Origin of the sequence: Curtobacterium sp. MCBA15_005 (genome assembly GCF_001864855.1) — a bacterium.
In the GTDB taxonomy this organism is placed as follows: domain Bacteria; phylum Actinomycetota; class Actinomycetes; order Actinomycetales; family Microbacteriaceae; genus Curtobacterium; species Curtobacterium flaccumfaciens.
The window spans coordinates 81,337-107,958 of the sequence record NZ_MJGL01000009.1; the positions used below are offsets into that span (position 1 = coordinate 81,337).

Here is a 26,622-nt window from a genome sequence, read left to right on the forward strand (position 1 = left end):
CCGCTCACTAGAGTTCTGTGGATGGGGAGAACACGGATCGTCATGGCCGTCGTCGGGGTGCTGGTCGTGACGCTGTACGCGGCCTTGCTCACGGTGCAGCAACTCGTGCTGGATCCGCTCGCGGCGGTGCCGGGCACCTCGCTGGGCGCGATCCACGCGCACCTCGAGGGGCAGGGGTTCGACGTCCGCGGTGACGTCGTCGCCGTCCTCGTCACCGCGGCGATCGGTGTCGCGCTGGCGATCGTGGTGGCCACGGTGACGCTGTGGCGGCGAGTGGAACCGCACTTCGTCGTCGCCTGGATGCTCGGGATCATCGCGGCGGGTGCGGTCCCGTTCTTCGTCGCCGGCTTCCAGCTCGGCATGGACGTCGCCGACGGCTACGGGGTCAGCGGCGGCGCCCACACCGCCTGGGCCGGCGTCCTGTACGTCACGAGCCTGGTCGCGTTGGTCGCGATCCCGGTGGTGATCGTGTTCGGCGAGCGGCGGCGCGCCCTCCGGGCCACGTCGGGACCGCGGGTCGCCTGACGGACGCGGGTCGCGCCTCCAGGCCGTTCGTCAGCCTGGAGGCGCGACACCCGTCGTCGACGCCGGTCGCGTCCGACCGGGGTCGGCCCTACTCCGGCTCGCTCGTCTTCTCGCCGACGACCTGCTCGTCGGACGCCTTCGCACCCTCGGCACCGTCCGAGCGACCGCCGCCCACGACCACGTCGTCCTCGTCGAAGCCGAATGCGATGTCCGGGGCCTCGAGCCGCACGCGGTCCGCGCTCTCGTCGTCGGGCTGCAGCTGCGACTCCCGTTCGGCGGCGACGCGCTTCAGGTAGTTCGCGACCTCGTGCTCGGTCGTCTCCTGGTCCCACCCGAGCACGTCCGCCATGAGCTTCGCGGCGACGGGCGCTGCTGATTCGCCGCGGTCCCAGGCTTCGATGGAGATGCGGGTACGACGGGCGAGGACGTCCTCCAGGTGCAGAGCACCCTCGTGCGAGGCGGCGTAGACGACCTCGGCGCCGATGTAGTCGTCGGCCCCCGGCAGCGGCTCGGCGAGCGCCGGGTCCTGCTCGACGAGCTGCAGCACCTCGGTCGCGAGGGTGCCGTACCGGTTGAGCAGGTGCTCGATGCGCACCTTGTGCACGTTGAAGCTCCGTGCGGTGCGGGCGCGTCGGTTCCACGCGGCGGGGTACCCCTCGGCGCCGAGGAGTGGGATGTCCTCGGTCGTCGACTCCGGGATCCTGCCGTCCATGGCCGCGACGGCCTCGTCGATGGCGTCCTTGCCCATCACCCGGTAGGTGGTCCACTTGCCGCCGGCGACCACGACGAGGCCCGGGACGGTGTGCGCGACGACGTGCTCCCGGCTGAGCTGCGAGGTCTGGTCGGACTCCCCCGCCAGGAGCGGGCGGAGTCCGGCGTAGACGCCCTCGACGTCCTCGCGGGTGAGCGGGACGGCGAGCACCTTGTTGACGTGCTCGAGGATGTAGTCGATGTCCGCCGCGGTCGCTGCCGGGTGCGCCTTGTCGAGGTACCAGTCGGTGTCGGTCGTGCCGACGAGCCAGTGCCGGCCCCACGGGATGACGAAGAGCACGCTCTTCTCGGTGCGCAGGATCATGCCCGTGTTCGACTGGAACCGGTCACGGGGGATCACGAGGTGGACGCCCTTCGACGCCCGCACCTTGAACTGGCCACGGGTGCCGATCATCGCCTGGGTGTCGTCGGTCCAGACACCGGTGGCGTTGACGACCTGCTTCGCGCGGATCTCGAACCGTTCGCCGGTCTGGATGTCGTGGGCCTGCGCGCCGACCACGCGCTCTCCGACCTTGATGAACCCCTCGATGCGGACGCGACTCGCTGCCTCGGCGCCGTACGAGGCCGCGGTGCGCACGAGCGACGCGACGTAGCGGGCGTCGTCGACCTGGGCGTCGTAGTACGTCATGCCGCCGACGAAGGCGTCCTTCTTGAGCCCGGGCATGTTCCTGAGCACCTGCTTCCGGCTCAGGTGCCGGTGGTGCGGGACGCCGGGCGGACGGCCGCCGGACCAGCTGAACACGTCGTACATCGCCATGCCGATGCCGATGTAGAAGCGCTCCCACACCCGGTGGTTGAGCGGGTAGAGGAAGCGCACGGGCTTCACCAGGTGCGGGGCGATGCGCTGGAGCAGCAGGCCGCGTTCGATGAGGGCCTCGCGGACGAGCGCGAAGTTGAGCTGCTCCAGGTAGCGGATGCCGCCGTGCACGAGCTTGGACGAGCGGCTCGACGTCCCCGAGCCCCAGTCGCGGGCCTCGACGATGCCGACGCTCAGGCCGCGGGTCACGGCGTCGAGCGCACTGCCCGCACCGACGATCCCGCCGCCGACAACCAGGACGTCGAGCTCCTTGGTCTTCAGCGTCTCGATCGCGGCCGCACGTTCGTCCGGGCCGAGCTTCGCCGCGGGGTCGAACCCCACGCCGGGCGCGACGTCACGTGGACGTCCGGCCGTGCTGGTCTGCTTCGTCGTGCTGGACTTGGCCATCGTCGCCTCCGGGTCACGGTCGGCGCCGTGGCGTCACCCGGGGTCGTGCCCGGGTGCCACCGTCACTGGTGGTACGGCGCCACGACCACTTCTACTCGCTGGAACTCCTTGGCGTCGGAGTATCCGGTCGTCGCCATCGAGCGGCGCAGGGCACCGACGAGGTTCGCGCGGCCGTCGTGGGTCGGCGTCGGGCCGTTCAGGACGTTCTCGAGCGGGGCGATCGTGCCCACCTCGACCCGGCGGCCGCGGGGCAGCTCGGGGTGGTGCGCCTCGGCACCCCAGTGGTAGCCACCACCCGGAGCCTCGGTCGCACGGGCCAGTGCGGTGCCGAGCATGACGGCGTCGGCGCCCACGGCGATGGCCTTGACGATGTCGCCCGCGGTGTCGAGCCCGCCGTCGGCGATGACGTGCACGTAGCGGCCGCCCGACTCGTCGAGGTAGTCACGACGGGCGCCGGCGACGTCCGCGACGGCGGTGGCCATCGGGGCGTGGATGCCGAGCGCGGCGCGGGTGGTCGACGCAGCGCCGCCACCGAAGCCGACGAGCACGCCGGCCGCACCGGTGCGCATGAGGTGCAGCGCCGACGTGTACGTCGAGGCGCCACCCACGATCACCGGGACGTCGAGCTCGTAGATGAACTTCTTGAGGTTGAGGGGTTCCTCGGTCTGGGAGACGTGCTCGGCCGAGACCGTGGTGCCGCGGATGACGAACAGGTCGACACCGGCGTCGACGACCGTCTTCGAGAACTCCTGGGTGCGCTGCGGGCTGAGCGAACCGGCGACCGGCACCCCGGCTGCGCGGATCTCGGCCAGGCGTGCGGTGATCAGCTCGGCCTTGATCGGCTCGGAGTAGATCTCCTGCATGCGCTTCGTGACGTTGCCGTCGGTGAGCGACTTGATCTCGTCGTAGTAAGGGGTCGGGTCCTCGTAGCGGGTCCACAGGCCCTCGAGGTCGAGCACACCGAGGATGCCGAGCTTGCCCATCTGGATGACCGTCGCCGGCGAGGACACGGAGTCCATCGGCGCCGACAGGATCGGCGACGCGAACGTGAACGCGTCGATCGACCACTGCACGCTGACGTCGCGCGGGTCACGCGTCCGCCTGGAGGGGACCACCGCGATGTCGTCGAACGCGTACGCCCGACGTCCGCGCTTGCCTGCACCGATCTCGACTTCGCTCACTCGGACAGCCTACCGGGCGGGCTCTGCGGCGTGCACGGGCCGGACGGTGCGGGCGGAGGGCGCCCTCGCACCGTGCGAGGCCTGCCGCGTACGGTGCGAGGGCGCCGCGTACGGTGCGAGGTTCCGTGTCCGGTGCGAGGTCGCGAGGGTCGCACGACGTGCGGAACCTCGCACCACGCAGTCGTCAGCGCGGAGCCGTCAGCGCGGGGCCGTCACCACGCAGCCGTCAGCGCGGACGCCGCGGCGCCCGCCGGCGCTTCCGGAGCGCCCGCAGCACGAAGCCGAGCAGGAGCGCGAGCACCACGAGGACGACGAGCAGCACGGCCGCGACCTTGACGAGCAACGCCGCCCCGACGAAGAGCGCGATGAACACGAGCCAGACGAGGGCGTCGAGCACGAGGGGTCCGGAGGTGCGCACCCGCGGAACGATACCGACCCGCGCGGGGCGAGCCGCGCCTCCTGGCCGGGTACGACGGGCGACGCCGTCGTCAACGGAAGACGCCGTCGTCCGCGGAGGACACCGCCACGCCCACGAGACGCCGCCGAATTTCGAGGCGTCTCGACGGGACCGCGGCGTCAACGGAACACGACGGCGTCATGCGACCACAGTCATGCGACGCGGGGCGAGCCGCGCCTCCGGGCCGGGTACAGGAGCGGGGCCGTGCGGCGCGAAGCGACCACGCACGGCCCCACCCGTCACGGATACCACCCCCACAGCGGTACCCGTAGTCGACGACAGCGCTAGCGCTGTGCGTCGACGTCCTTGGCGAGCGTCCCCAGGTAGAGCTCGATGACCTTGGGGTCGTCAGCGAGTTCCTTCCCGGTGCCCGAGTACGCGTTCTTCCCCTGGTCGAGCACGTACCCACGATCGCAGATCTGCAGACAGCGTCGCGCGTTCTGCTCCACCATGATGATCGACACACCGGCCTTGTTGATCCGGCGGGTCCGCAGGAACGTCTCGTCCTGGCGCGCGGGGGACAGTCCGGCGCTCGGCTCGTCGAGCAGCAGCACCTTCGGGTCCATCATCAGCGCACGGGCCATCGCGACGGACTGCCGCTCGCCACCCGAGAGCGATCCGGCCCGCTGGTTGCGCCGCTGGGCGAGGACGGGGAACAGGTCGTAGATGACCTCGAGCCGTTCGGCGAACTTCCGGGGCCGCAGGTACAGCCCCATCTGCAGGTTCTCCTCGATCGACAGCGAGGGGAACACGTTGTTCGTCTGCGGCACGAAGCCGACACCGGCCTGCACGAGCTTGTTCGCCTTGAGGTTCGTGATGTCGTCCCCCTGCAGGGTCACCGATCCCTCGCGGATGGACACGAGCCCGAACAGCGCCTTGAGGAGCGTCGACTTGCCCGCACCGTTCGGCCCGATGATGCCGATGAGCTCGCCCGGGTAGCAGTCCAGGTCGCAGCCGTTCAGGATGTTCACACCCGGCAGGTAGCCGGCGACGAGGTTCTTCGCACTGAGCACCGGCTCGCGTTCCAGCGTGGCCGCCGGGGACGGACTGGAGGCACTGCTCGCGTTCGTGGGGTCCGTTGCGTCCGTCATCGGGTCGTCTCCTCTGCTGCGTCCTCTTCGGCGACTTCCTCCGCCAGTTCCTCGAAGGTCTCCTCGGTGAGGAGCGAGTCGTCACCCAGGTCGGTGTCGTGGTGCGCACCGAGGTAGGCGTCGATCACGGCCTGGTCGTCCATCACCGTGTCCGCCGGGCCCTCGGCGACGACCTTGCCCTCGGCCATCACGACCACCCAGTCCGAGATGTGCCGGACCATGTGCATGTCGTGCTCGACGAAGAGCACGGTCATGCCGTCGTCGCGCAGGGACTGGATGTGCCCGAGGAGCGACTGGGTGAGCGCGGGGTTCACACCGGCCATCGGCTCGTCGAGCATGATCATCGTCGGGTCGGACATCAGCGCCCGGGCCATCTCGAGCAGCTTGCGCTGGCCGCCGGACAGCGAACCGGCGTAGTCGTCCGCCTTCGTGTCGAGCTTGAACCGGGCGAGGAGGTCCTCGGCCTTGGCCGTGATCTCGCGCTCCCGCTTCGCCCACACCGGCTTGACCAGGGCGGCGAAGAAGTTCTCGCCGGGCTGGTCGCGGGCACCGAGCAGCATGTTCTGCATCACGGTGAGCCGGGACAGCGCCTTGGTGAGCTGGAAGGTGCGGACCATGCCCTTGTTCGCGATGTGCGTCGCGCTCGTCTTCTGCAGCGTGGCACCGTTGAACTGGGTCTTCGCACCCGGGCTCGGCTTGTCGAACCCGGTGAGCAGGTTGAAGAACGTGGTCTTGCCGGCGCCGTTCGGGCCGATCAGGGCCGTGATGGAACCGCGCTGGACCTCGAGGTGGTCGACGTCCACGGCGGTCATGCCCCCGAAGCGGCGGGTGACGTCGTCGACGGTGAGGATCGGGTCGGCCTTGGGGTGGCCGTAGGTCTCAGACACTGAACGTCAGCTCCTTCTTGTTGCCGAGCAACCCCTGTGGACGGAACACGATGAGCAGCATGAGCGCGACGCCGACGAGCACGTACGAGAACTGCTCGGCCTGCTGCGCGTTCATGATCGAGTCGGGGATGAAGTCGCCGGCCAGCGTGCGGATGAAGAGCCGGACGACGAAGAAGAGCACGGCTCCGAGCACCGGTCCGAACACCGTCGCCGCACCACCGAGGATGAGCGCCGTCCAGATGAAGAACGTCATCGAGCGGCCCATGGCGTCCGGTTGCACCGAACTCGGCAGCACGTAGATGATGCCCGCGATCGCACCGAGCGCCCCACCGAACACGAGCGCCTGCATCTTGTACGAGTAGACGTTCTTGCCGAGCGAGCGGACGGCGTCCTCGTCCTCGCGGATGGCCTTCACCACGCGGCCCCACGGGCTGCGCATGAGCAGGAAGAGCACCAGGGTGAACAGGGCGACCATGGCCCACGCCGCGATGCGGATCCACCAGCCGTTGACGCCGTTGTTCGCGTACGTGAACCACAGGATCGTGGTGGTGCCGTCGGGCAGCGGGCTGAGGGCGGTGAACGGGTCGCGGTAACTCGACCCGGTGATGCCGTTCGAGCCGCCCGTGGTCGAGGTGAGCAGGCTCGAGCGACCAACCATGCGGATGATCTCGGCGCCGGAGATCGTGACGATCGCCAGGTAGTCGCCGCGCAACCGCAGGGTCGGGATGCCGAGGATGATCGCGAACACGATCGCGACGAGCAGGGCGATGAGGACCGCCATCACGAACGGCAGTCCGTTCGTGATCGAGATCGCGAAGCCGTAGGCGCCGAGCAGCAGGAACGCCGCCTGGCCCATGTTCACGAGGCCGGTGAGCCCGAAGTGCACGTTCAGGCCGATCGCGGCCAGGGCGAACGCGGCCGTCGTCGGGGCGAGTGCCTCCTGGGTGAGCGAGGACAGCAGGTTGAGGATGTAGTCCATGCGCGTGCTCCCTTAGCCGATCCGCTCGGCGCGGCCGAAGATGCCCTGCGGCCGGAACAGCAGGATGAGGATGAGGATGACGAGGGCGGTGGCGTACTTGAAGTCACCGGGGAGCACCAGGTTCGTGAGCTCCACGACGACGCCGATGATCATCGAGCCGACCAGGGCGCCGTAGGCCGTGCCGAGGCCACCGAGCGTGACCGAGGCGAACATGAGCAGGAGCAGCTGGAGCCCGGTCTGCCAGTTCACGCCGTTCAGGACGAGTCCGAGCATCACGCCGGAGAGCCCCGCGAGGCCGGCGGCGAGCGTCCACACGAAGCGGATCACCCGGTCGACGTCGATGCCGGAGGCCGCGGCGAGCGCCGGGTTGTCGGACACGGCGCGGGTCGCTCGGCCGAAGCGCGTCTTCGCCAGGAAGAGCCCGGTCGCGACGAGGACCACGAGGGCGATCCCCATGGCGACGTAGGACTGCACCGTCAGGGTGACGCCGGCGAACCGCACGGTCTCCGGGTTGCCCTGCTGGATGCGGACCGTCGAGGCGCCGAAGAAGTACTGGAACGCATACTGGGCGGCGATCGACAGACCGATCGTCACGATCATGAGCTGCGTCAGGCTGATGCGCCGTCGCCGGAGCGGCCGCCAGATCGCGGCGTCCTGCAGGTACCCGGTCGCGGCGCACAACAGCGTGACGACGATGCCGGTGACCCAGATGTTCCAGCCGAGCTGGTTGGCGAACACGTACGCCAGCAGACCGCCGAGGGTGACCTGCTCACCGTGCGAGAAGCTCGACAGCCCCGTCGTGCCGTAGATGAGCGAGAGCCCGATGGACGCCAGGGCGATGAGCAGCCCGAGCCGGAGCCCGGAGGCGAACTGCTGCCAGGCCCGCTGGATGCTCACACCCGACGAGTCCGTCGAGGTCGTGGCGCCCTTCTGGTCGGACAGCTGGAAGATCTGCCCGACGTTGGCGTTCAGGGTGGCCTGCACCTTGCGCTCGGCGTCGGCGGCGTTCGTCAGGTACTGGCCCTTCGGCAGGGTGCCCTGGTCGACGCTCACCGTGTACTCGCCGGCCGTGTCGACGCTGACCGACCAGCGGCCGTCGCCGTTGGTCGTGGCCGTCTGGTCGAAGCCACTCGGGCCGGTCACGTCGACGTCGACGCCCTCGGCCGGTTCACGCTCGGAGTCGGTGATCGTGCCCTGGATGCACCCGTTGTCGGGGCTGACGGTGCACGCCTGGCTGGTGGCCGGTGCCGAGGTGGCACTGAAGGCCGGCAGGGTGACCGCCCAGTCGATCAGGAAGGTCGCCAGGAACGCGGCGACGAGCACGGCCGCCAGGACCGGTCGTCGTCGTGCGTGGCGGAGGCGGAACAGGCGCGGCTGCGCCCGTCCCGGAGGAGTGATGGATCCCACGGAAGAGCCTCTCGTTCGGATGACGAGGAACCTATGGGGATTTTGTGACACCCGTGTTTCCAACACGTTCCCTGTGTGATTCGTACCCGAACTGTGACGTTGTGGAGGAATGCTCCGAGGCGGGCGCGATCCGTGCCTCCAGGCGGAATGCGGCGACAGCCGCTCGCGTTACCATGTCCTATCCGGAACCCGTCGTCGTGTTCCCGGTGTCTCGACACTTCACTCGCCCACGAAGGGGACCCATGGACCAGCCGGATCCGTTCGGATTCATCGGACTCACGTACGACGACGTCATGCTGCTGCCCGGGCACACCGACGTCATCCCGAGCGAGGCGTCCACGGCGTCCCGGCTCACCAAGCGGATCTCCGTCAACGTCCCGCTGCTCTCCGCCGCGATGGACACCGTCACCGAAGCCCGCATGGCCATCGCCATGGCGCGCCAGGGCGGCATCGGGATCCTGCACCGCAACCTGTCCATCGAGGACCAGGCTGCCTACGTCGACAAGGTCAAGCGCTCCGAGTCGGGCATGATCACCAACCCGGTGACCACCACCCCGGACGCCACCGTGGCCGAGGTCGACGCGCTCTGCGGCCAGTTCCGTGTCTCCGGCCTGCCGGTCGTCGAGCAGGACGGCACCCTCGTCGGCATCATCACGAACCGCGACATGCGCTTCGTGGCCACGTTCGAGCAGGCCACCACGTACGTGCGCGACGTCATGACGAAGGCCCCGCTGATCACCGCGATGGAGGGCATCGACCCCGAAGAGGCGATCGCCATCTTCGCGCAGCACAAGATCGAGAAGCTGCCGCTGGTCGACGCCGAGGGCAAGCTCCGCGGCCTCATCACCGTCAAGGACTTCGACAAGAGCGAGCAGTACCCGGACGCCACGAAGGACGACGAGGGCCGGCTCCGCGTCGGTGCCGCGATCGGCTTCTTCGGCGACGCGTGGCAGCGTGCCGAGGCCCTGCGCGACGCCGGCGTCGACGTGCTCGTCGTCGACACCGCCAACGGCGAGAGCGAAGGCGTTCTCGACATGGTCCGCCGCCTCAAGGCCGACCCGACGTTCGACGCGATCGACGTCATCGGCGGCAACGTCGCCACCCGCGCGGGGGCCCAGGCGCTCATCGACGCCGGTGTGGACGCCGTCAAGGTCGGTGTCGGCCCGGGCTCCATCTGCACCACGCGCGTCGTCGCCGGTGTGGGTGTGCCGCAGGTGACCGCCGTGTACGAGGCCTCCCTCGCCGCACGCGAAGCCGGTGTGCCGATCATCGCCGACGGTGGCCTGCAGTACTCCGGCGACATCGCGAAGGCCCTGGTGGCCGGTGCCGACACCGTCATGCTCGGCTCGCTGCTGGCCGGCACCGACGAGTCCCCTGGTGACCTGGTGTTCGTGAACGGCAAGCAGTTCAAGGCCTACCGCGGCATGGGGTCCCTCGGGGCTCTGCAGACCCGTGGCAAGAAGACCTCGTACTCGAAGGACCGCTACTTCCAGGCGGACGTGCCGAACGACGACAAGCTCATCCCCGAGGGCATCGAGGGCCAGGTGCCCTACCGCGGTTCGGTCGGCAACGTCGTCTACCAGCTCACCGGCGGGCTGCGCCAGTCGATGTTCTACGTCGGCGGTCGCACGATCCCCGAGCTGAAGGCCCGTGGCAAGTTCGTCCGGATCACGGCGGCGGGGCTCAAGGAGTCCCACCCGCACGACGTCCAGATGGTCGTCGAGGCGCCGAACTACCGCAGCTGAGTGCTGGTCCGGGCCAAGTCTGGTCCGGAAGACGCCGTCGTGTCGTTGAGACGCCGCCGAATTCGGCGGCGTCTCAACGCTTTCCGGGCGTGGTGCGGAGACGACGGCGTCTTGCGACTCCTCCACAGCCGACAACGGCCTGGAGGCTCTCCACCGGTCCGACGTGCGAGTCGCCGCGCGCCGTGGCCGCGTTCCAAGCTGCCGGCATGAACGCGCTCGCCCAGACCGTCCTGGTCCGTGTCCCGTCGGCCCTGCACGAACCGGTGCGTCTGTTCCACGGCGCCGCCGTCGAACGCCCCGAGTGGGAGGCGCTCTCACTCCTGGAACGCCGGCGCCTGTTCGTCCGCGCACGGTACGGGTCCCTGGAGTCCGACTGCGTCGTCTCGGGGACCTCGGCCGCGGCGCTCTGGGGGTTGCCCGACTTCGACGCTGCCGACTGGCGGTTGCACGTGATCGACGTCCGGCTCGACAAGACGCACACCGGTCGGGGCGTCGTTCGTCACACCGGGCGGATCCGGAGCGGCGAGCGCGTCGTGGTCGGCGGTATCCCGACGACGTCCCTCGAGCGGACGGTCATCGACATCGCACGGCGGCAGTCGTTCACCCACGCCGCGTCGTCCTCGACCACGTGCTCCGGTTCGACCTGCTCCGTCGTGAAGTACTCGCCGGCGCACTCGAAGCCCTCGGACGCGTGCGTGGATGCCGACAGGCTGCTGCGGCGGTCGCCTTCGCAGATGCGCGGGCCGAATCCCCGGGGGAGTCGATCAGCCGCGTCACCGCTCATCTCCTCGGGGTTCCTGCCCCGGAGTTGCAGCACGAGTTCGAGACGCCGCGCGGCAAGTTCAGAACGGACTTCTGGTGGCCCGACGCAGGCGTGATCGGGGAGTTCGACGGTCGCCTGAAGTACGACGTCCCCCGAGCCCTCTGGGACGAGAAGACCCGTGAGGACACCCTCCGTCGACTGCCGGAGGTACGCGGGTTCGCGCGGTGGACGATGCGGGAGGCCGGGGATGCACGAGCGCTGGCTGCGGTGCTGTCGGCTGCCGGGCTCCCCTTGTTCCGTGCTGCGCCGATCAGCGCACGTCGCCAGCCGGACTCGTGAGCAGCGGCTGGCGGAGAGCGCAAGACGCCGTCGTGTGGGTCGGACGCCGCCGAGTCCCCGAAACGCCACCGAATTCGGCGGCGTCTCGCGAGCACCGCGGCGTCAGAGCACCACGACGGCGTTTTCACCCCCGGCGTGCTGCGTTGCCCGGCGGTAGTGTCACCGCATGGTCAGCGCCGTCTCACACACCACGATCGACTCCCGCGACGCCTACGCCCAGTCGGAGTGGTGGAAGCAGGTGCTCGGCTACGTCGACCTGCCCGACGACCCGAACGCTCCCGGACACGAGGAGTGCGAGATCACGGCACCCGACCGATCGCACACCGTGCTCTTCATCCAGGTGCCCGAGGCGAAGACCGTGAAGAACCGGATCCACTTCGACCTGCGCCCCACCGACCGCACCCGCGACGAAGAGGTCGAGCGGCTCCGCGGCATCGGTGCCGTGGAGCTCGCCGACCTGCGCCACCCGGACGGCGGATGGGTGGTCTTCGCCGACCCGGAGGGCAACGAGTTCTGCGTCCTGCGGTCCCAGGCCGAACTCGACGAGGAAGCCGGCCAGCCGAGCTGAGCAGCCCGGCGACCGGCATGCTGACCGGACCGCCGGACCGCCGGACCGCCGGACCGGCCGGACCGCCAGGGTGCCGGACCGCCGGCCGAGCTCCTACGCCGAACGCCAGTCGTTCGACGTGATGTGCGAGCCGCCGTGCGGGCCCATCTGCAGCATCCCGCCGTCCACCGGCAGGGACACCCCGGTGATGTAGGACGACGCACGCGAGGCCAGGAACGCCACGGCTGCCGCGATCTCCCACGCGTTGCCCGGACGGCCGAGCGGGACACCGGGGCGGTCGATGGTGTGCGGGTCCTCGTCCTCGGCGCCGGTCATCCGGGTGGCGATCTCGCCGGGGGCGACGGCGTTCACGGTGATGCCGTGCTCGGCGAGCTCGATCGCCATGGTCTTCAGCAGGCCGCCGAGCCCGTGCTTGGCAGCGTCGTAGGCGCTCGACCCGTAGCGGGGCTGGTGTTCGTGCACGCTCGTGATGCCGATGATCCGGCCGCCGGTGCCGGCCTGCACCATGTGCTTCGCGGCGGCCTGCATCGTGACGAAGGCGCCGTCGAGGTCGGTCGACACCGTGTGGCGCCACTGGTCGAGGGTCATCTCGAGGAACGGGGCGTTGTCGCCGGTGCCGGCGTCGGCCACGAAGACGTCGACGCCGCCCAGCTGCGAGACGAGGCGGTCGACGACGGCGGCGGCCCCGGCGAGGTCGGAGACGTCGATCTGCTCGACGAAGGCCTGACGACCGGTCTTCCGGACCTCCTCCGCGGTCTCCTCGGCACGGTCGGGCTCGGACAGGTAGGTGATGCCGACGTCCATGCCGGCTTCGGCGAGCGCGACGGCGGTCGCACGGCCGATCCCGGATTCGGAGCCGGTGACGATGGCTTTGGTGGGCTGGAAGTCGCTCATGCGGCGGAACGTACGCCGGGCCTCCCGGGCGCCCTGCCGGACCATCCGCCTGGCGCAGGTCGGGTCGCCACGCTGGCACCGCCGCTTCTGCGCCGATCCCTGTCCCTGCGCACAGGAACGTCACGGCTCGGTAACGAAACACCTTTGCGTACCGCCCCGTCACACGGGCGAAACACATGGACCCTACGTTTCTCGACATCCAGTGGAGGCGTCGCATTCACCCGAAGCGGCACAGCCTCCGCGCAGAGAAAGGGCTCCACGGATGATCAGAACCACCCGTGCCACCGCGGCACTGGCGTTGGCGGGCGCAGCAGCCGTCCTCCTCGCCGCGTGTTCCACCACCGGCAGTGCTTCCCCCTCGAGCTCGGCGTCGAGCGATGCGAAGAAGGATCCCGCCGCCAGCTGCAAGGCCCCGGACACCCCCGGTACGGACGCGCTGAAGATCGGCACGATCCTGCCCCTGACCGGTTCGCTGGCCTACCTCAACCCGCCGGCCGAGTCCGGTGTCGGCCTGGCCGTCAAGGACATCAACGCCGCGGGCGGCGTCCTCGACAAGGACGTCACGATCGACCCGGCGACCGACTCCGGTGACAGCAACGACATGACCGTGTCGAGCTCCGCCGCGACGAAGCTCGTCAACGCGAAGGTGCCGGTCGCGATCGGCGCCGAGTCCTCGTCCGTCACGCTGAACGTCATCGACCAGCTGACGAGCAACTGCATCGTCGAGATCTCGCCCGCGAACACCGCGACCGACCTCTCCGGCTACTCGTCGTACTACTACCGGACCGCACCGCCGGACTCGGTGCAGGGTTCCGCGCTCGGCCAGCTCGTGACCGGTGACGGCAACGCGAAGGTCGCCTTCCTGGTCTTCAACGACACGTACGGCACCGGCCTCCGCAACTCCGTGCAGGCTGCGGTCGAGGCGTCGGGCGGCCAGGTCGTCTACGGCGGCAAGGGTGAGGGCCAGGAGTTCCCGCCCGGCCAGACCACGTTCTCGTCCGAGGTGACCGCGGCCCTGGCCGCGAAGCCCGACGCGATCGTCGTCCTCGCCTTCGACGAGACGAAGTCGATCATCCCGGAGCTCGTCTCGCAGGGCAATGAAGCGAAGATCTACATGTCCGACGGCAACACGGCGGACTACTCGAAGGACTTCGACAAGGGCACCCTGACCGGCGCCCAGGGCACCATCCCCGGTGCCTCGCCGAAGGACGACTTCAAGAAGCAGCTCGCTGCGTTCTACAAGGACTCGTCGGGCAAGACGCTCGCCGACTACTCGTACGCGGCGGAGTCCTACGACGCCACCGTCCTCGCCGCCCTCGCCGCGGTGAAGGGCAAGGGCACCGACTCCGGCACCATCCAGGCCAACATGGCTGCGGTGTCGGGTGCTGACGGCGGCACCGAGTGCGCGACGTTCAAGGAGTGCAAGACGCTCCTGGACGACGGCAAGGACATCCACTACACCGGCCCGTCCGGCATCGGTCCGTTCGACGAGAACAACGACCCGTCGGCCGCCTACATCGGCATCTACAAGTTCGACGCCGACAACAAGCCCGTCTACCAGAGCGCCATCCAGGGTGCGGTGAAGAAGTAGGGCTCAGCCCAGCACCGCTCGCGAAGGCGACAGTCCCCCACGGAACTTCCGTGGGGGACTGTCGCTTTCGCGTCGGTGGCCGGGACGCCCGGCAGGGTCCGTCACCGGGTGCAGGACGGACCGACGGGCGGACTGGAGGCCCGTGGTTCGTTCGTCAGACCGGCTCGACCCGGGTGGGTGCGAGCGCCCGGCGACGGGACGCCCGCGCGGCGGCGAACGAGTCCGCCGTCAGCACCACGAGCGCGAGCCACACGATGCCGAAGCCGAACCAGCGCCCGGCGGACATCTCCTCGTGCTGCACCAGCACCCCGACGAGCAGCTGCATCACGGGCGCCAGGTACTGGGTCAGCCCGAGCGTCGACAGGCTCACCCGCCGTGCCGACGACGCGAAGAGCAGCAGCGGCACCGCGGTCGCCGGCCCGGTCAGCACGGTGATGACCGCGTGCCCCCAGCCCTCGCTCGTGAACGTCACGCCGCCACCGAGCCCGGTCACACCGAGCACCACCAGCGCCACGACCGCGATCGGCAGCAGCCACACGGTCTCGATCGTCAGGCCGCTCAGGGCGTCCACGGTGCCGCCGACCCGCTTCTTCACCAGGCCGTACAGTCCGAACGAGAACGCCAGGGCCAGCGAGATCCACGGCATCTGCCCGTAGCCGATCGCGATGACGACGACCGCCACGACGCTCAGCCCGACGGCTGCCCACTGCGCCGGACGCAGGCGTTCGCGCAGGACCACCACGCCGAGCGCGATCGTGACGAGCGGGTTGATGAAGTAGCCGAGCGCCGCCTCGACGGTGTGGCCGGTGGTCGTCGCGAGGACGTAGACGGTCCAGTTGACCAGGATCAGGACTGCGGCGAGCCCCATCACGAGCATCACACGGCGCTGGGCCATCAGGGTGCGGGTGCGGAGCCACGACCGGGTCACCGCGATCGCCACCGCGCAGAACACCAGGCCGAAGACGATCCGCCACGACACGATCTCGAACGCCGCCGCGGGGGCCATGGCCGCGAAGAGCAGGGGCATCAGCCCCCAGAGCCCGTAGGCCACGATGGCCTGCACCACGCCGACAGATGCCTCGCTGCGGACGGGTCGCGCCGGACTCGGTTCACTCACGGAACCATCCTAGGAACGACCGCCGACCCGTGGGACGCGCACCGGGCCTCCAGGCGGGCTGATGGCGGGCTGGTCAGGACCGGAGCACCGGGGTGACCGTCCCCGGACGCACGGACGCCCCGTCGGCCCGAAGGCCGGACGGGGCGTCCGAGGTGAGTACTCGACTCAGTGAACGATGACCGCGAGGACGTCGCGGGCCGACAGGACCAGCAGGTCCTCGCCCGAGTACTTGACCTCGGTTCCGCCGTACTTGGAGTAGATGACCTTGTCACCCACGGCGACGTCGAGCGGGACGCGGTTGCCGTTGTCGTCGATGCGACCCGGACCCACGGCGACGACCTCGCCCTCCTGGGGCTTCTCCTTCGCGGTGTCGGGGATGACCAGACCGGAAGCGGTGGTCTGCTCCGCCTCGACCTGGCGGATGACGATGCGATCCTCGAGCGGCTTGATGCTGACGGCCACGGTGACCTCTTCTTTCTCGGTACGGACTCGGTACAGATGAAAACCGGGTTGGCACTTCGCACAGGAGAGTGCCAACGCCAACTCTAGGGGGCCTCTGGCACTCGGTCAATCCGAGTGCCAGCACATCCGGAGAACACGCAGCACCTGCGAGGATCGACGCATGGACGCCGCCGAACTCACCGCACTGCTGACCCCCGACGGGATGGCCCTGCTCGACCGTACCCCGGGCGTCTCCGACGGTGGCGAGATCGTCCGCGTGGTGTCCCGGCTGCGCGCCGAAGGCCACGATCCCCGACTGGTCGCCGCGGTGCTGACCCAGGCGAAGCTGCGGCTGAAGGCCCGCGGCAAGTTCGGCGACTTCGCCTCGCGGATGCTCTTCACCGAGGCCGGGCTCGAGCAGGCCACCCGGCTGCAGGTCGCGGCCCAGCACGCCGGGCGCTTCGCCGCGGCCGGGCTGACCCGTGTCGCCGACCTCGGCTGCGGCATCGGCGGGGACGCGATGGCGATGGCGGCGCTCGACCTCGACGTCACCGCCGTCGATCGCGACGAGGTGACCGCGGCCGTCGCGACCCACAACCTGGCGGTCTGGCCGAACGCGCGGGTGGAACTCGGTGATGCCGCGTCCTTCGACCTGTCCTCGGTGGACGGCGTGTGGATGGACCCCGCACGACGCACCTCCGGCCACTCGGACACCCGCCGGCTCGCCGACCCCGATGACTGGTCACCCTCGCTCGACACCGTGTTCGCCGCGGCGACGACGACGCCGACCGGCGTGAAGCTCGGACCGGGCATCGACCGCGACCTGATCCCGGACACCGCCGAGGCGCAGTGGACCTCCGTCGACCGCGAGGTCGTGGAGCTCGCCCTGTGGTTCGGCCCCCTCGCCCGCCCCGGGATCCGCCGCGCCGCCACCGTCATCGGCGCGCACGGCATCGCCGAGATGACCGGAGCGGCCGACGCCGACGACGCCGAGGTCGGACCGCTCGGCGCCTACCTGTACGAGCCCGACGGCGCCGTGATCCGCGCACGGCTGATCGGCGACCTCGCACGGGGCCTCGACGGGCACATGCTGTCCGACGGCATCGCCTACGTCACGTCCGACCGCGCCGCCTCGACCCCCTTCGCGCAGGGCTTCCGGGTGCTCGACACGATGCCGCTCGACGTCAAGCGACTGGCCGCGCGGCTCGCCGCCGACGGCATCGGCACCGTCGAGATCAAGAAGCGCGGCGTCGACGTCGACCCGGCGCAGTTCCGCAAACGGCTGCGGTTGCGCGGATCGGGCCGCGTCACACTCGTGCTCACCCGCCTGGAGGGACGCCACACGGCGATCCTGTGCGAGCGGCTCACCGACACGGTCGGCTGACGGCCGGGGGCCGCTCGTGGTGGCCGTTGCGCGGTGGCTGCGTCAGCTGACGAAGGCGCCGGAGTTCGAGCTGTAGTCGGAGTAGTCCGAGTAGTCCGACGCGTTCGCGATCGAGATCCACACCAGGGCGACGATCAGGATGAACAGGCCCGTCAGGATCCAGCCACCGATGATGCCGGCGAGCGCGAGGCCGCGGCCACCCTCGCCGGTCTGCTTGATCTTGCCGAGGGCGATGTGGCCCATGATCGCGCCGGCCGGGCTCGTCAGGATGACGATCGGCCAGATGATGATGCCGCCGAACGCGAAGACGATCGACAGGATCGACAGGACGTTCGTCTTCGGGCGCTGCGCGTAGGGCTGGTACGCGTACGGGTTCGACGCGTAGGGCTGCTGCTGCGGCTGCGCGTACGGGTTCTGCTGCTGGCCGTACGGGTTCTGCGGGGCACCGTAGGCGTTCTGCTGCTGCGGGGCCGCGTACGGGTCCTGCTGCTGCGCGTACGGGTTCGACTGCTGCGGGGCCGCGTACGGGTTCTGCTGCTGGCCGTACGGGTTCGACTGCTGCTGCTGGCCGTAGGGGTTCTGGGGCTGCTGCGGCTGGCCGTACGGGTTCTGCTGCTGCGGGGCCGCGTACGGGTCCTGCTGCTGGCCGTACGGGTTCTGGGGCACTTCCGGGGCCGACGGCGCCTGCGGTGCGTCGGGGGCCTGCGGGGCGTCCGGGGCCGGCGAGCCGTCGGGCTGTCCGTTCGCTGGGCCGTTCGGCGTCTCGCCCGGCTTCGGCCACTCGTTCTGATCGGACACCGTCCACCCCTCTCGGGCGTCCGGTCTCTCCGACGCCCGTGTGAATCCTCCCACAGGCTCCCGACGACCGACCGGGTGCGGCCGGTCAGACCTGATCAGAGCGGGTCAGAGCTGGTCAGAGCTGGTCAGACCTGGTCAGACCTGGTCAGACCTGGTCAGACCTGGACGGTCGTCACCGGAAGGGTCGAGTCCGCGGCGATGCCGAGGTCGCTCGGCGCGTGCCCCTCGGCCACGAGGCGGGCGCCGACGGCGGCGATCATCGCGCCGTTGTCGGTGCACAGGTCGAACGGCGGGATCCGGAGCCGAACGCCAGCGGCCGCGCAGCGCTCCTCAGCGACCTGTCGCAGTCGGGCGTTCGCGACGACCCCACCGCCGAGCAGCAGCCGGTCGACCCCGGTGTCGCGGCACGCGTTCAGGGCCTTGGTCAGCAGGACGTCGACGACGGCCTCGCGGAAGCTCGCGGCGACGTCGGCCACCGGCACCTCGCGGCCCTCGTCGCGGCAGCGCTCGACCCACCGTGCGACGGCGGTCTTGAGCCCCGAGAACGAGAAGTCGTACCGGTGCGCGGCCATGTCCTTCGGCAGCGTCAGTCCCCGGGGGAACCGGATGGCAGTGGGGTCGCCGTCGGCCGCGGCTCGGTCGATCTGCGGGCCGCCGGGGTAGGGCAGTCCGAGCAGCCGCGCGACCTTGTCGAACGCCTCGCCCGCCGCGTCGTCGATCGTCTCGCCGAGCAGTTCGACGTCGCCGACCAGGTCCCGCACCAGCAGCAGTGACGTGTGACCGCCGGAGACCAGCAGCGCGATCGTCGGCAGCTCGATCTCGCTGCCGTCCTCGCGCAGCACGTCGGCGCCGACGTGCCCGACCAGGTGGTTCACGCCGTACAGGGGCTTGCCGGTGGCCACGGCGAGCGCCTTCGCGGCCCCCACTCCGACCATGAGCGCCCCGGCCAGGCCCGGCCCGGCGGTCACCGCGACGGCGTCGAGTTCGTCGAGGGTGACGCCGGCACGGTCGAGCGCCTCGTGCAGCGTGGGGGTCATCGCCTCCAGGTGGGCCCGTGCGGCGACCTCGGGCACGACCCCGCCGTAGCGCGCGTGCTCCTCCATGCTCGAGGCGATCACGTTCGCGAGCAGGGTGCTCCCCCGCACGATGCCGATGCCGGTCTCGTCGCAGCTCGTCTCGATGCCGAGCACCAGTGGTTCAGTCGCGCTCACCGAGGGCCTCCTGTCCGATGGGTCCGACGCCCGACGACCGCTCGGCGTCCGGGCCGGGCAGCTCTGCCCGCATCACCCACGCGTCGACGCCGTCCGGTTGGTAGTAGCGCGGTCGGGTCGCGATGTGCTCGAACCCGAACGCCGTGTACATCGCCTGCGCCACGGGGTTGTCCGCACGCACCTCGAGGAACACCTCGCGTACACCGCGGCGCCGCGCCTCGTCGAGCAGCTCCGTGAACAGGACCCTCCCGAGCCCCCTGCCGCGCTGGTCCGCGGCGACCGCGATGGTCTGCACGTCGGCCACCGGGTTGCCCGCGAGCGACGAGAGGCCGGCGTACCCGACGACCAGCGGGGCAGAGGCGTCGTCGGCCGTCTCGATCACGACGTAGTACCCGTGCGGTGAGTACAGCTCGCCGGACATCTGCGACGCCGACCAGGCGTCCGTCGGGAACGAGACGTGCTCGAGCCACATGATGTCGTCGAGGTCCTGCGGGTGTGCTCGCCGCAGGCGGAGCCCGTCCGGCAGGGTCACTGCTTCACCCGCTTCGGCGCACCCGGCACCGTGACGTCGGGGTCGCGCAGGTACAGGGGCGTGTCCTGGTCGAACGCCGCACCGGACGCGAGCCGGTCCGCGGCGAGCGAGCCGAGCCTCCAGGCCGGGATGGACGCGACCGTCACTCGGTCCCAGCCCACCGCTTCGGGCCGGGAGGCGCGGATCGCGTCGTCGAGATCGGCGGGCTTGGCGAGTCCGGGGCCGGCCACGCGGACGCCGTCGGCGTCGTAGGCGCTCCAGTAGACCTCGCGGCGGCGGGCGTCCGTGAGGACGACGAACGGCCCGGCGATCCCCGAGTCGCGCTGGTCGAGGGCGACGGCGTCGTGGCTGACGAGGGGCAGGACGGGGACGCCGCGGGCTGCGGCGAAGGTGCGGGCGGCGGCGATGCCGACGCGCAGGCCGGTGAAGGGGCCGGGGCCCATGCCGGCGACGACGCCGGTGACGTCGGCTCCGGTGATGCCGGCCTCGGCGAGGGTCTCGGCGAGGAACGGGCCGATCACCTCGGCATGCCGGCGGCTGTCCTCGGTGTCGCGGGTCGCGAGGGCCTGGCCGGTGGCCGGGTCGACGACGGCGACGGAGGTCCCGGCGGAGGTGTCGATCACGAGCAGCACCCGTCCATCGTAGGCGGCGGTCAGCGCACCGGCAGCCCGCGGGACCATGCGACCTCGTGGTCCAACTGCCCGGTCCGGCGGAACAGTCGGACCTGGTGGGTGTCCGGCAGCGCGGCGGCCAGTGCATGTCGGTCGGCGGGCGTGAAGCCGAGCGACTGCCAGAACGGACCGGAGCGACGCGAGAACAGCCACGCACGCTCGGCACCGGCCTCGGTCGCCCGCTCGATCGCGAACCGCGCCAGGCGCGAACCGGCCCCGGAACCGCGGTGCTGCGGCGCGACGGCCACGCTCCGGACGAGGACGTGCCGGCCGTCAGCGCTCGCCTCGAATCCGGTGCTGCCGACCACCCTGCCGTCGTCGTCGCGATCGAGCCAGAGCCGCACCGTCGGCTCGTCGAGGCCAGCGATGGTCAGGTCCGCACCGACGAGGAACGCGCGGAGCGCCTCGACGTCGTCCGCGTCGACGGGCTGCAGGGTCAGAGGGCCACGCCTTCCCAGCGCGGGCCGGTGGCGGTGACGACGACACGACGGGGCTCGTCGGGGACGTCGTCCGGGTCCGTGTCGTGAGCGGCCGCGTCATCGGCACCGGTGGCACGCGTGATCTCGACGTCGAGCACGCTGTCGCTGATGCCGTCGACCATGCCGCGGCCCCACTCGACGACGACGATCGCGGCGTCCCAGTCGAGGTCGAGGTCGTCGAGCTCGACCGGGTCGGACAGGCGGTAGGCGTCGACGTGCACCAGGTCGGGTCCGGCGGTCGTCGGGTGCGTCCGGGCGAGGACGAAGGTCGGGCTGGACACCTGGCCGCGTGCACCGAGTGCGGCGCCGAGCCCGCGCGTCAGGGTCGTCTTGCCGGCACCGAGTGGTCCGGTCAGCACGACGAGGTCCCCGGCGCGCAGCACCGCGGCCAACCGGGCCCCGAGCTCCCCCATCGCCTCGGTGCCGTCGACGGAGGTGTCGAGCAGGACGTGCGGCGACCCGGTCACGGCCGCTCGCCCCGCAGGTACTCCCCGACCCGTCCCTCGATGTCGTGGCCCTCGTAGAACCGGGGCACACGGCTGCCGATCCGGCAGACGATCTCCTCGCCGATGGTCTCGAGCGCCGCGCCCCACTCGAGCACGGTCATCTCGTCGTGCTCGCCGGTGCCGAACAGCACGACGGTGTCGCCGGTCTGCACGTCGTCCTCGCCGACGTCCACCAGGAACTGGTCCATCGCGACGCGGCCGGCGATCGGGTAGCGCTTGCCGCGGATCGCGACCTCGATGCGCCCCTGCGCCAGACGCGGGACCCCGTCGGCGTAGCCGACGGGCACGAGGGCCAGGGTCGTCTCGGTCGCGGTGCGGTACGTGTAGTCGTAGGAGACGCCGGTGTCGACGGGGACGCGCTTCGTCTTCGCGACCGACGCGGTCAGGGTCATCACCGGCTCGAGTCCGAGGTCGGCCGCCGAGACGCCGTCGGCTCCGGGGATGCCGAACAGGTTCGCGCCCATCCGGACCATGTCCTTGCGGAACTCCTTGCGCTCCAGCCCCGCGAGCGACGCGGCGACGTGCTCCATCGGGACGTCGAGCCCCAGGTCCTCGGCGATCTCGATCGCTGCGTCGAACACGGCGACCGCGGCGCTGTCCTCGTGGTCGGACGCCTCGGCCAGGTGCGTGTACGCGGCGACGACCTCGATGCGGCCGTTCCGCTGGGCGTCCCGGGCGAGCTCGACGAGCGCCGGCCAGTCCGCCGGGGTCGCGCCGTCGCGGTGCAGGCCGGAGTCGACGCCGAGGTGCACCCGGGCCGGTCGCTGGTCGACGGCGTCGACGATGCGCTGCAGCTCGGCGACGTTCGAGACGCCGAGGTCGACGGCCGAGTCGATGGCGTCACGGAAGTCCAGGTCGGGGTCGTGCTGCCAGGTGAACAGGTGGACGTCCTCGCCGACGCCGATCGAGCGCAGGCGCAGGGCCGCGGGCACCGTCAGCACACCGATCCAGCGGATGCCGGCGTCGACGGCGGCGAGCGCGATCGGCTCGAGGCCGTGCCCGTAGGCGTCGGCCTTCATGATCGCCATCACCTCGACCGGGTCCATCCACTCGCGGACACGGTCGAGGTTGGCACGGTAGGCGTCGAGGTCGATGCGGGCCTGACGCAGCGGTGCGGAGCTCACGTCGTCCTCCGTTCCACGCTGCGGCCGATCCGGGCGACCACCTCGTAGTTGATCGTGCCGATGGCTTCGGCCCAGTCCTCGACGGCGGGGTCGCCGTTCGCGGGGTCGCCCCACAGCACCGCCTCGTCGCCGACCTGCACGTCGGCGTCGCCGATGTCGACGTGCATGGCGTTCATCGCGACGCGTCCGACCACCGGGAACGTCCGGTCGCCGATCCGCACCGAGACCCGGTTGCCGAAGTCGCGGTCGAAGCCGTCCGCGTAGCCGAGGCCGATCACGGCGAGACGGGTGTCCGTCTCGGCGCGCCAGGTGTAGCCGTAGGAGACGCCGTCGCCCGCGGCGACCGGCACGGTACGGAGCACGGCGGCGGTGACCCGCATCGCCGGGCGCAGCCCCAGGTCGGCCGAGGTGCGACCGTCGAAGGGGCTCAGCCCGTACAGGGCGAGTCCGACGCGGGACAGGTCGTGGCGGGTCTCCGGAACGGCGATGCTCGCGGCACTCGCGGCGAGGTGCACCACGTCCGGCACGATGCCGTTCGCGGCGAGGCCGTCCAGCGCCCGCTGCAGCGCGGCGTCCTGGTCGAGGTCGTCGGTGCGCGACGCGTTCGACAGGTGGGACATGAGCCCCTCGACCCGGGTGCGGTTGCCGCCGCGGGCCAGGGCGCCGGCGGTCGCGAAGAGCTCGGCCCACTCGGACTCGACCGCACCGTTTCGGCTGAGGCCGGTGTCGACGCACAGGTGCACGGCGCGGACGTCGGAGTCGGCTGCTGCGGAGAGCTGCTCGACGCTCGACACCGCTGGCGTGACGTCGAACTGCGCCGCGCGGCGGAAGTCCTCGTCGGGGGCGTGCAGCCACGCGAGGATCCGGACCCCCTCGTCGATGCCGCCCTGACGGAGCAAGACGGCCTCGTCGATGTCGGCGACCCCGAGCCACTCGGCACCGGCGTCCACGAAGGCCTGCGCGGCGTCGAGGGCCCCGTGGCCGTAGGCGTTCGCCTTGACCACCGCGATGACCCCGGCCGGGGCGACCCGGTCGGCGATGGTCGCGTAGTTCTCGATCAGGGCTCCGCGATCGACCGTGATGCCGGTGAACGCGCTCACGGGACCGTTCCTTCCAGGACCACGTCTGTTCCTTCCAGGACCACGAACGCGGTCGCGATCCCTCCATCATGCGAGAGCGACAGGTGCACGCTCGTCACGCCACGCGCGTCCGCCACCTGCCGGGCGCCCTGGTGCAGGGTGAGCGACGGGTTCCGCTGGTCGTCGGACACGACCTCGAGGTCCTGCCAGCTCAGCCCGGCACTCGACCCGAAGGCCTTGATCAGGGCTTCCTTCGCCGCGAACCGTGCGGCGAGGGACGCGATCGGCCGGGGTTCGCCGTCACGGACCTGCTCGGACGGCGTGAACAGCCGCGCCCGCATCGCCGGTGTGCGCTCCAGCACCCGTTCGAACCGCTCCAGGTCGACCACGTCGACCCCGATCCCGATGATCACCGTCGCGACTACTCGACGGTGACCGACTTCGCGAGGTTGCGTGGCTGGTCGACGTCGAGGCCCTTGGCGGCGGCGAGCTCCATGCCGAACATGTGCAGCGGTGCCACGGCGAGCAGCGGCTCGAACAGCGGGGTCGCGAGCGGGATCCGCAGGACCTCGTCGGCGAAGGGCAGCACCGCGGCGTCGCCTTCTTCGGCGATCGCGATCACCCGGGCACCGCGGGCGCGGATCTCCTGGATGTTCGAGACGACCTTCGGGTGCAGCGATCGGGGGTCGCGCGGCGACGGCACGATGACGAAGACGATCTGACCCGGCTCGATCAGGGCGATCGGGCCGTGCTTGAGCTCACCGGCGGCGAAGCCCTCGGCGTGGATGTACGCGAGCTCCTTGAGCTTGAGGGCGCCCTCGAGTGCGATCGGGTAGCCGACGTGGCGGCCGAGGAACAGCACGCTCCGGGTGTCCGCCATCCAGCGGGCCAGGTCCTTGATGCCGGCGGCGTCCTCGATGGTCTGCTGCAGCTTCGGCGCGAGCCCCTCGAGCTCGGCCACCTGCTCGGCGATCTGCTCGGTGGTGAGCGTGCCGCGCAGCGTCGCCAGGTGCAGCCCGAGCAGGTAGAGCGCGACGCCCTGGGCGATGAAGGCCTTGGTCGACGCCACGGCGACCTCGGGCCCGGCGTGCGTGTAGATCACGGCGTCGGACTCACGCGGGATCGTGGCGCCCTGGGTGTTGCAGATCGACAGGACCTGCGCGCCCTGCTCGCGGGCGTACTTGACGGCCATCAGCGTGTCCATGGTCTCGCCGGACTGGCTGATCGAGACGACCAGGGTGCGCTCGTTCAGCACCGGGTCGCGGTACCGGAACTCGTGCGCGAGCTCGACCTCGACCGGCACACGTGCCCACTGCTCGATGGCGTACTTGCCGAGGATGCCGGCGTAGGCGGCGGTGCCGCAGGCGATCACGATGACGCGGTCGACGGTCGCCAGGCGGTCGGCGATCGGGTCGAGGTCGGTCAGCGTGACGGCGCCGTCGTGGACGCGACCGAGGATCGTCTTCGCGACGGCCTCGGGCTCCTCGCTGATCTCCTTCGCCATGAACGAGCTCCAGCCGCCCTTGTCGGCGGCGGAGGCGTCCCAGTTGACCTCGAACTCGCTCGGCGTGGCCGGGGTGCCGTCGAAGTGGATGACGTCGACGCCGTCGGGGCGGATCGTGGCGATCTCGTCCTGCCCGATCGACAGCGCGCGCTGCGTGTAGGCGACGAACGCGGCGACGTCCGAGCCCATGAAGTTCTCGCCGTCACCGAGCCCGACCACCAGGGGCGAGTTGCGACGGGCACCGACGACGACGCCGGGCTGGTCGGCGTGCACGACGAGGAGCGTGAAGGCCCCCTCGAGTCGCTGCACGGCCTGCTGCATGGCGGCCGTCAGGTCACCGGTCTCGCGGAAGGCGCGTCCGACCAGGTGCGCGGCGACCTCGGAGTCGGTCTCGCTGCGGAACTCGATGCCCTCGGCCTGCAGTTCGGCGCGGAGCTCGGAGAAGTTCTCGATGATGCCGTTGTGGATGAGGGCGAGCTTGTCGCCGTCGGCCAGGTGCGGGTGGGCGTTGCCGTCGGTCGGGCCACCGTGGGTCGCCCAGCGGGTGTGCCCGATGCCGGTCGCGCCGTCCGGGATCGGCGACGACTCGAGCTCGTCGACCAGGGCCTGGAGCTTGCCGGCCTTCTTGGCCGACACGAGGTCTCCGGCTGGGTCGACGACGGCGATGCCCGCCGAGTCGTAGCCGCGGTACTCGAGGCGACGGAGGCCACCGAGGAGGACGTCCTGGCTGCTGTTGCTGCCGACGTAGCCGACGATTCCACACATGGAACCGATCCTACGGTCTGCCTGGACGCCCACCCTGCGAAGTCCCGGGGGTGGGGATAACGTTTCGGCCATGGGACGCTTCGACGACATCGCCATCACCACGCTGCACGGCGAGGACACCACGTTCGGCGCCTACGCCGACAAGGCCGTACTGGTCGTGAACGTCGCCTCCCGGTGCGGCCTCGCCCCGCAGTACGAGCAGCTCGAGGCCCTGCAGAAGCAGTACGGCCCCCGCGGGTTCACGGTGCTGGGCTTCCCGAGCAACCAGTTCCTGCAGGAGCTCGGCTCGTCCGAGGCGATCGACGAGTACTGCTCCACCACGTGGGGTGTGACGTTCCCGATGTCCGAGAAGGTCAAGGTCAACGGCAAGAGCGCGCACCCGCTCTACCAGGCCCTCAAGGAGACCCCGGACGCCGACGGCAAGGCCGGCCGGGTCGCCTGGAACTTCGAGAAGTTCCTCGTCGCCCCCGACGGCACCGTCACGCGCTTCCGTCCCACCACGAAGCCGGACGCCCCCGAGGTCGTCGCCGCCATCGAGGCGGCCCTGCCCGCCTGACGCGTCGCGTCCTGCGGGCGCGCACCGAGCACTGGACGGGAGGCCCGGGGCAC

At 70.6% G+C, this 26,622-nt stretch carries 28 protein-coding genes; 7 read left to right on the top strand and 21 right to left on the bottom strand.

Features of this window, described 5'->3' with window-relative positions:
• Positions 1–21: 21 nt before the first annotated feature.
• Positions 22–525 (top strand): hypothetical protein, encoded by a 504-nt coding sequence (locus BIU89_RS07005; protein ID WP_071245428.1) that lies wholly within the window; start codon positions 22–24, stop codon positions 523–525.
• Between the two features lie 88 nt (positions 526–613).
• On the opposite strand, the gene BIU89_RS07010 is transcribed toward BIU89_RS07005, so the two are convergent.
• From BIU89_RS07010 to BIU89_RS07040, 7 genes are all read right to left on the bottom strand, one after another.
• Complete coding sequence (locus BIU89_RS07010; RefSeq protein ID WP_071245430.1) at positions 614–2,500, bottom strand: glycerol-3-phosphate dehydrogenase/oxidase; 1,887 nt, start codon at positions 2,498–2,500, stop codon at positions 614–616.
• Positions 2,501–2,562: 62 nt separating this feature from the next.
• Positions 2,563–3,681, bottom strand: coding sequence for a GuaB3 family IMP dehydrogenase-related protein (locus tag BIU89_RS07015; protein WP_027466694.1), 1,119 nt, complete (start codon positions 3,679–3,681; stop codon positions 2,563–2,565).
• Between the two features lie 226 nt (positions 3,682–3,907).
• A complete protein-coding gene (locus tag BIU89_RS18060) occupies positions 3,908–4,099 on the bottom strand; it encodes a hypothetical protein (RefSeq protein WP_027466695.1) in 192 nt (63 codons plus the stop codon).
• A gap of 323 nt (positions 4,100–4,422) precedes the next feature.
• Positions 4,423–5,229 carry an ABC transporter ATP-binding protein gene (locus tag BIU89_RS07025; protein WP_071245432.1) on the bottom strand — a complete coding sequence of 269 codons (807 nt, stop codon included), beginning with the start codon at positions 5,227–5,229 and terminating at the stop codon, positions 4,423–4,425.
• The gene (locus BIU89_RS07030; protein WP_027466697.1) at positions 5,226–6,116 is read right to left on the bottom strand and encodes an ABC transporter ATP-binding protein; all 891 of its coding nucleotides are present in this window, start codon (positions 6,114–6,116) and stop codon (positions 5,226–5,228) included. Before BIU89_RS07030 ends, BIU89_RS07025 begins: the two co-directional genes overlap by 4 nt.
• On the bottom strand, positions 6,109–7,095 hold the full coding sequence (locus BIU89_RS07035; protein WP_027466698.1) for a branched-chain amino acid ABC transporter permease: 987 nt from the start codon (positions 7,093–7,095) through the stop codon (positions 6,109–6,111). Before BIU89_RS07035 ends, BIU89_RS07030 begins: the two co-directional genes overlap by 8 nt.
• A 12-nt stretch (positions 7,096–7,107) precedes the next feature.
• Complete coding sequence (locus BIU89_RS07040) at positions 7,108–8,418, bottom strand: branched-chain amino acid ABC transporter permease (RefSeq protein WP_027466699.1); 1,311 nt, start codon at positions 8,416–8,418, stop codon at positions 7,108–7,110.
• A 326-nt stretch (positions 8,419–8,744) separates the two neighbouring features.
• Here BIU89_RS07040 and guaB point away from each other — a divergent pair, with 326 nt between their 5' ends.
• The gene (gene guaB, locus BIU89_RS07045; protein WP_027466700.1) at positions 8,745–10,247 is read left to right on the top strand and encodes an IMP dehydrogenase; all 1,503 of its coding nucleotides are present in this window, start codon (positions 8,745–8,747) and stop codon (positions 10,245–10,247) included.
• 499 nt (positions 10,248–10,746) lie between these two features.
• On the opposite strand, the gene BIU89_RS18760 is transcribed toward guaB, so the two are convergent.
• Positions 10,747–11,031, bottom strand: a complete 285-nt coding sequence (locus BIU89_RS18760) for a hypothetical protein (RefSeq protein WP_139178856.1) — start codon at positions 11,029–11,031, stop codon at positions 10,747–10,749.
• 24 nt (positions 11,032–11,055) lie between these two features.
• Here BIU89_RS18760 and BIU89_RS07055 point away from each other — a divergent pair, with 24 nt between their 5' ends.
• Together BIU89_RS07055 and BIU89_RS07060 are read left to right on the top strand one after the other, a co-directional pair.
• Positions 11,056–11,349 (top strand): hypothetical protein, encoded by a 294-nt coding sequence (locus BIU89_RS07055; protein WP_139178858.1) that lies wholly within the window; start codon positions 11,056–11,058, stop codon positions 11,347–11,349.
• 166 nt (positions 11,350–11,515) lie between these two features.
• A complete protein-coding gene (locus BIU89_RS07060; RefSeq protein ID WP_071245439.1) occupies positions 11,516–11,917 on the top strand; it encodes a VOC family protein in 402 nt (133 codons plus the stop codon).
• 93 nt (positions 11,918–12,010) lie between these two features.
• On the opposite strand, the gene BIU89_RS07065 is transcribed toward BIU89_RS07060, so the two are convergent.
• Positions 12,011–12,811, bottom strand: a complete 801-nt coding sequence (locus tag BIU89_RS07065) for an SDR family oxidoreductase (protein WP_071245669.1) — start codon at positions 12,809–12,811, stop codon at positions 12,011–12,013.
• A gap of 262 nt (positions 12,812–13,073) precedes the next feature.
• Between BIU89_RS07065 and BIU89_RS07070 the strand changes: the two genes are divergently transcribed.
• Positions 13,074–14,402: an ABC transporter substrate-binding protein gene (locus BIU89_RS07070; protein WP_071245441.1), complete on the top strand. Its 1,329-nt coding sequence runs from the start codon at positions 13,074–13,076 to the stop codon at positions 14,400–14,402.
• A 154-nt stretch (positions 14,403–14,556) separates the two neighbouring features.
• On the opposite strand, the gene rarD is transcribed toward BIU89_RS07070, so the two are convergent.
• Together rarD and groES are read right to left on the bottom strand one after the other, a co-directional pair.
• A complete protein-coding gene (gene rarD, locus BIU89_RS07075; protein WP_071245443.1) occupies positions 14,557–15,519 on the bottom strand; it encodes an EamA family transporter RarD in 963 nt (320 codons plus the stop codon).
• Positions 15,520–15,684: 165 nt separating this feature from the next.
• Positions 15,685–15,981 carry a co-chaperone GroES gene (gene groES / locus BIU89_RS07080; RefSeq protein WP_017885484.1) on the bottom strand — a complete coding sequence of 99 codons (297 nt, stop codon included), beginning with the start codon at positions 15,979–15,981 and terminating at the stop codon, positions 15,685–15,687.
• 160 nt (positions 15,982–16,141) lie between these two features.
• On the opposite strand from groES, the gene BIU89_RS07085 reads away from it, so the two are divergent.
• On the top strand, positions 16,142–17,344 hold the full coding sequence (locus BIU89_RS07085; protein WP_071245445.1) for a class I SAM-dependent methyltransferase: 1,203 nt from the start codon (positions 16,142–16,144) through the stop codon (positions 17,342–17,344).
• Between the two features lie 42 nt (positions 17,345–17,386).
• Here the strand turns inward: BIU89_RS07085 and BIU89_RS07090 are convergent, their stop codons facing one another.
• The 10 genes from BIU89_RS07090 to glmS all read right to left on the bottom strand — a co-directional run bounded on the left by BIU89_RS07090 (position 17,387) and on the right by glmS (position 26,013).
• Positions 17,387–18,142: a DUF4190 domain-containing protein gene (locus BIU89_RS07090; protein WP_071245451.1), complete on the bottom strand. Its 756-nt coding sequence runs from the start codon at positions 18,140–18,142 to the stop codon at positions 17,387–17,389.
• A gap of 155 nt (positions 18,143–18,297) precedes the next feature.
• A complete protein-coding gene (gene tsaD / locus BIU89_RS07095; protein WP_071245453.1) occupies positions 18,298–19,353 on the bottom strand; it encodes a tRNA (adenosine(37)-N6)-threonylcarbamoyltransferase complex transferase subunit TsaD in 1,056 nt (351 codons plus the stop codon).
• Positions 19,340–19,885 (bottom strand): ribosomal protein S18-alanine N-acetyltransferase, encoded by a 546-nt coding sequence (rimI, locus tag BIU89_RS07100; protein WP_139178860.1) that lies wholly within the window; start codon positions 19,883–19,885, stop codon positions 19,340–19,342. Before rimI ends, tsaD begins: the two co-directional genes overlap by 14 nt.
• Positions 19,882–20,517 carry a tRNA (adenosine(37)-N6)-threonylcarbamoyltransferase complex dimerization subunit type 1 TsaB gene (gene tsaB, locus BIU89_RS07105; protein ID WP_083404244.1) on the bottom strand — a complete coding sequence of 212 codons (636 nt, stop codon included), beginning with the start codon at positions 20,515–20,517 and terminating at the stop codon, positions 19,882–19,884. Before tsaB ends, rimI begins: the two co-directional genes overlap by 4 nt.
• Before the next feature lie 20 nt (positions 20,518–20,537).
• Entirely contained in the window at positions 20,538–20,900 is a 363-nt protein-coding gene (locus tag BIU89_RS07110) for a GNAT family N-acetyltransferase (RefSeq protein ID WP_368073332.1), read from the bottom strand.
• A gap of 92 nt (positions 20,901–20,992) precedes the next feature.
• Positions 20,993–21,502 carry a tRNA (adenosine(37)-N6)-threonylcarbamoyltransferase complex ATPase subunit type 1 TsaE gene (gene tsaE / locus BIU89_RS07115; protein WP_175474986.1) on the bottom strand — a complete coding sequence of 170 codons (510 nt, stop codon included), beginning with the start codon at positions 21,500–21,502 and terminating at the stop codon, positions 20,993–20,995.
• Positions 21,499–22,665, bottom strand: a complete 1,167-nt coding sequence (alr, locus tag BIU89_RS07120) for an alanine racemase (RefSeq protein WP_175474987.1) — start codon at positions 22,663–22,665, stop codon at positions 21,499–21,501. The genes tsaE and alr (BIU89_RS07120) overlap by 4 nt, the downstream gene beginning before the upstream one ends.
• Positions 22,662–23,765 (bottom strand): alanine racemase, encoded by a 1,104-nt coding sequence (gene alr / locus BIU89_RS07125; RefSeq protein WP_071245459.1) that lies wholly within the window; start codon positions 23,763–23,765, stop codon positions 22,662–22,664. Before alr (BIU89_RS07125) ends, alr (BIU89_RS07120) begins: the two co-directional genes overlap by 4 nt.
• Positions 23,762–24,157: a holo-ACP synthase gene (locus tag BIU89_RS07130; RefSeq protein WP_071245460.1), complete on the bottom strand. Its 396-nt coding sequence runs from the start codon at positions 24,155–24,157 to the stop codon at positions 23,762–23,764. The genes alr (BIU89_RS07125) and BIU89_RS07130 overlap by 4 nt, the downstream gene beginning before the upstream one ends.
• 8 nt (positions 24,158–24,165) lie before the next feature.
• Positions 24,166–26,013 (bottom strand): glutamine--fructose-6-phosphate transaminase (isomerizing), encoded by a 1,848-nt coding sequence (glmS, locus tag BIU89_RS07135; RefSeq protein WP_071245461.1) that lies wholly within the window; start codon positions 26,011–26,013, stop codon positions 24,166–24,168.
• Between the two features lie 70 nt (positions 26,014–26,083).
• On the opposite strand from glmS, the gene BIU89_RS07140 reads away from it, so the two are divergent.
• On the top strand, positions 26,084–26,569 hold the full coding sequence (locus tag BIU89_RS07140; RefSeq protein WP_071245463.1) for a glutathione peroxidase: 486 nt from the start codon (positions 26,084–26,086) through the stop codon (positions 26,567–26,569).
• Positions 26,570–26,622 lie beyond the last annotated feature (53 nt).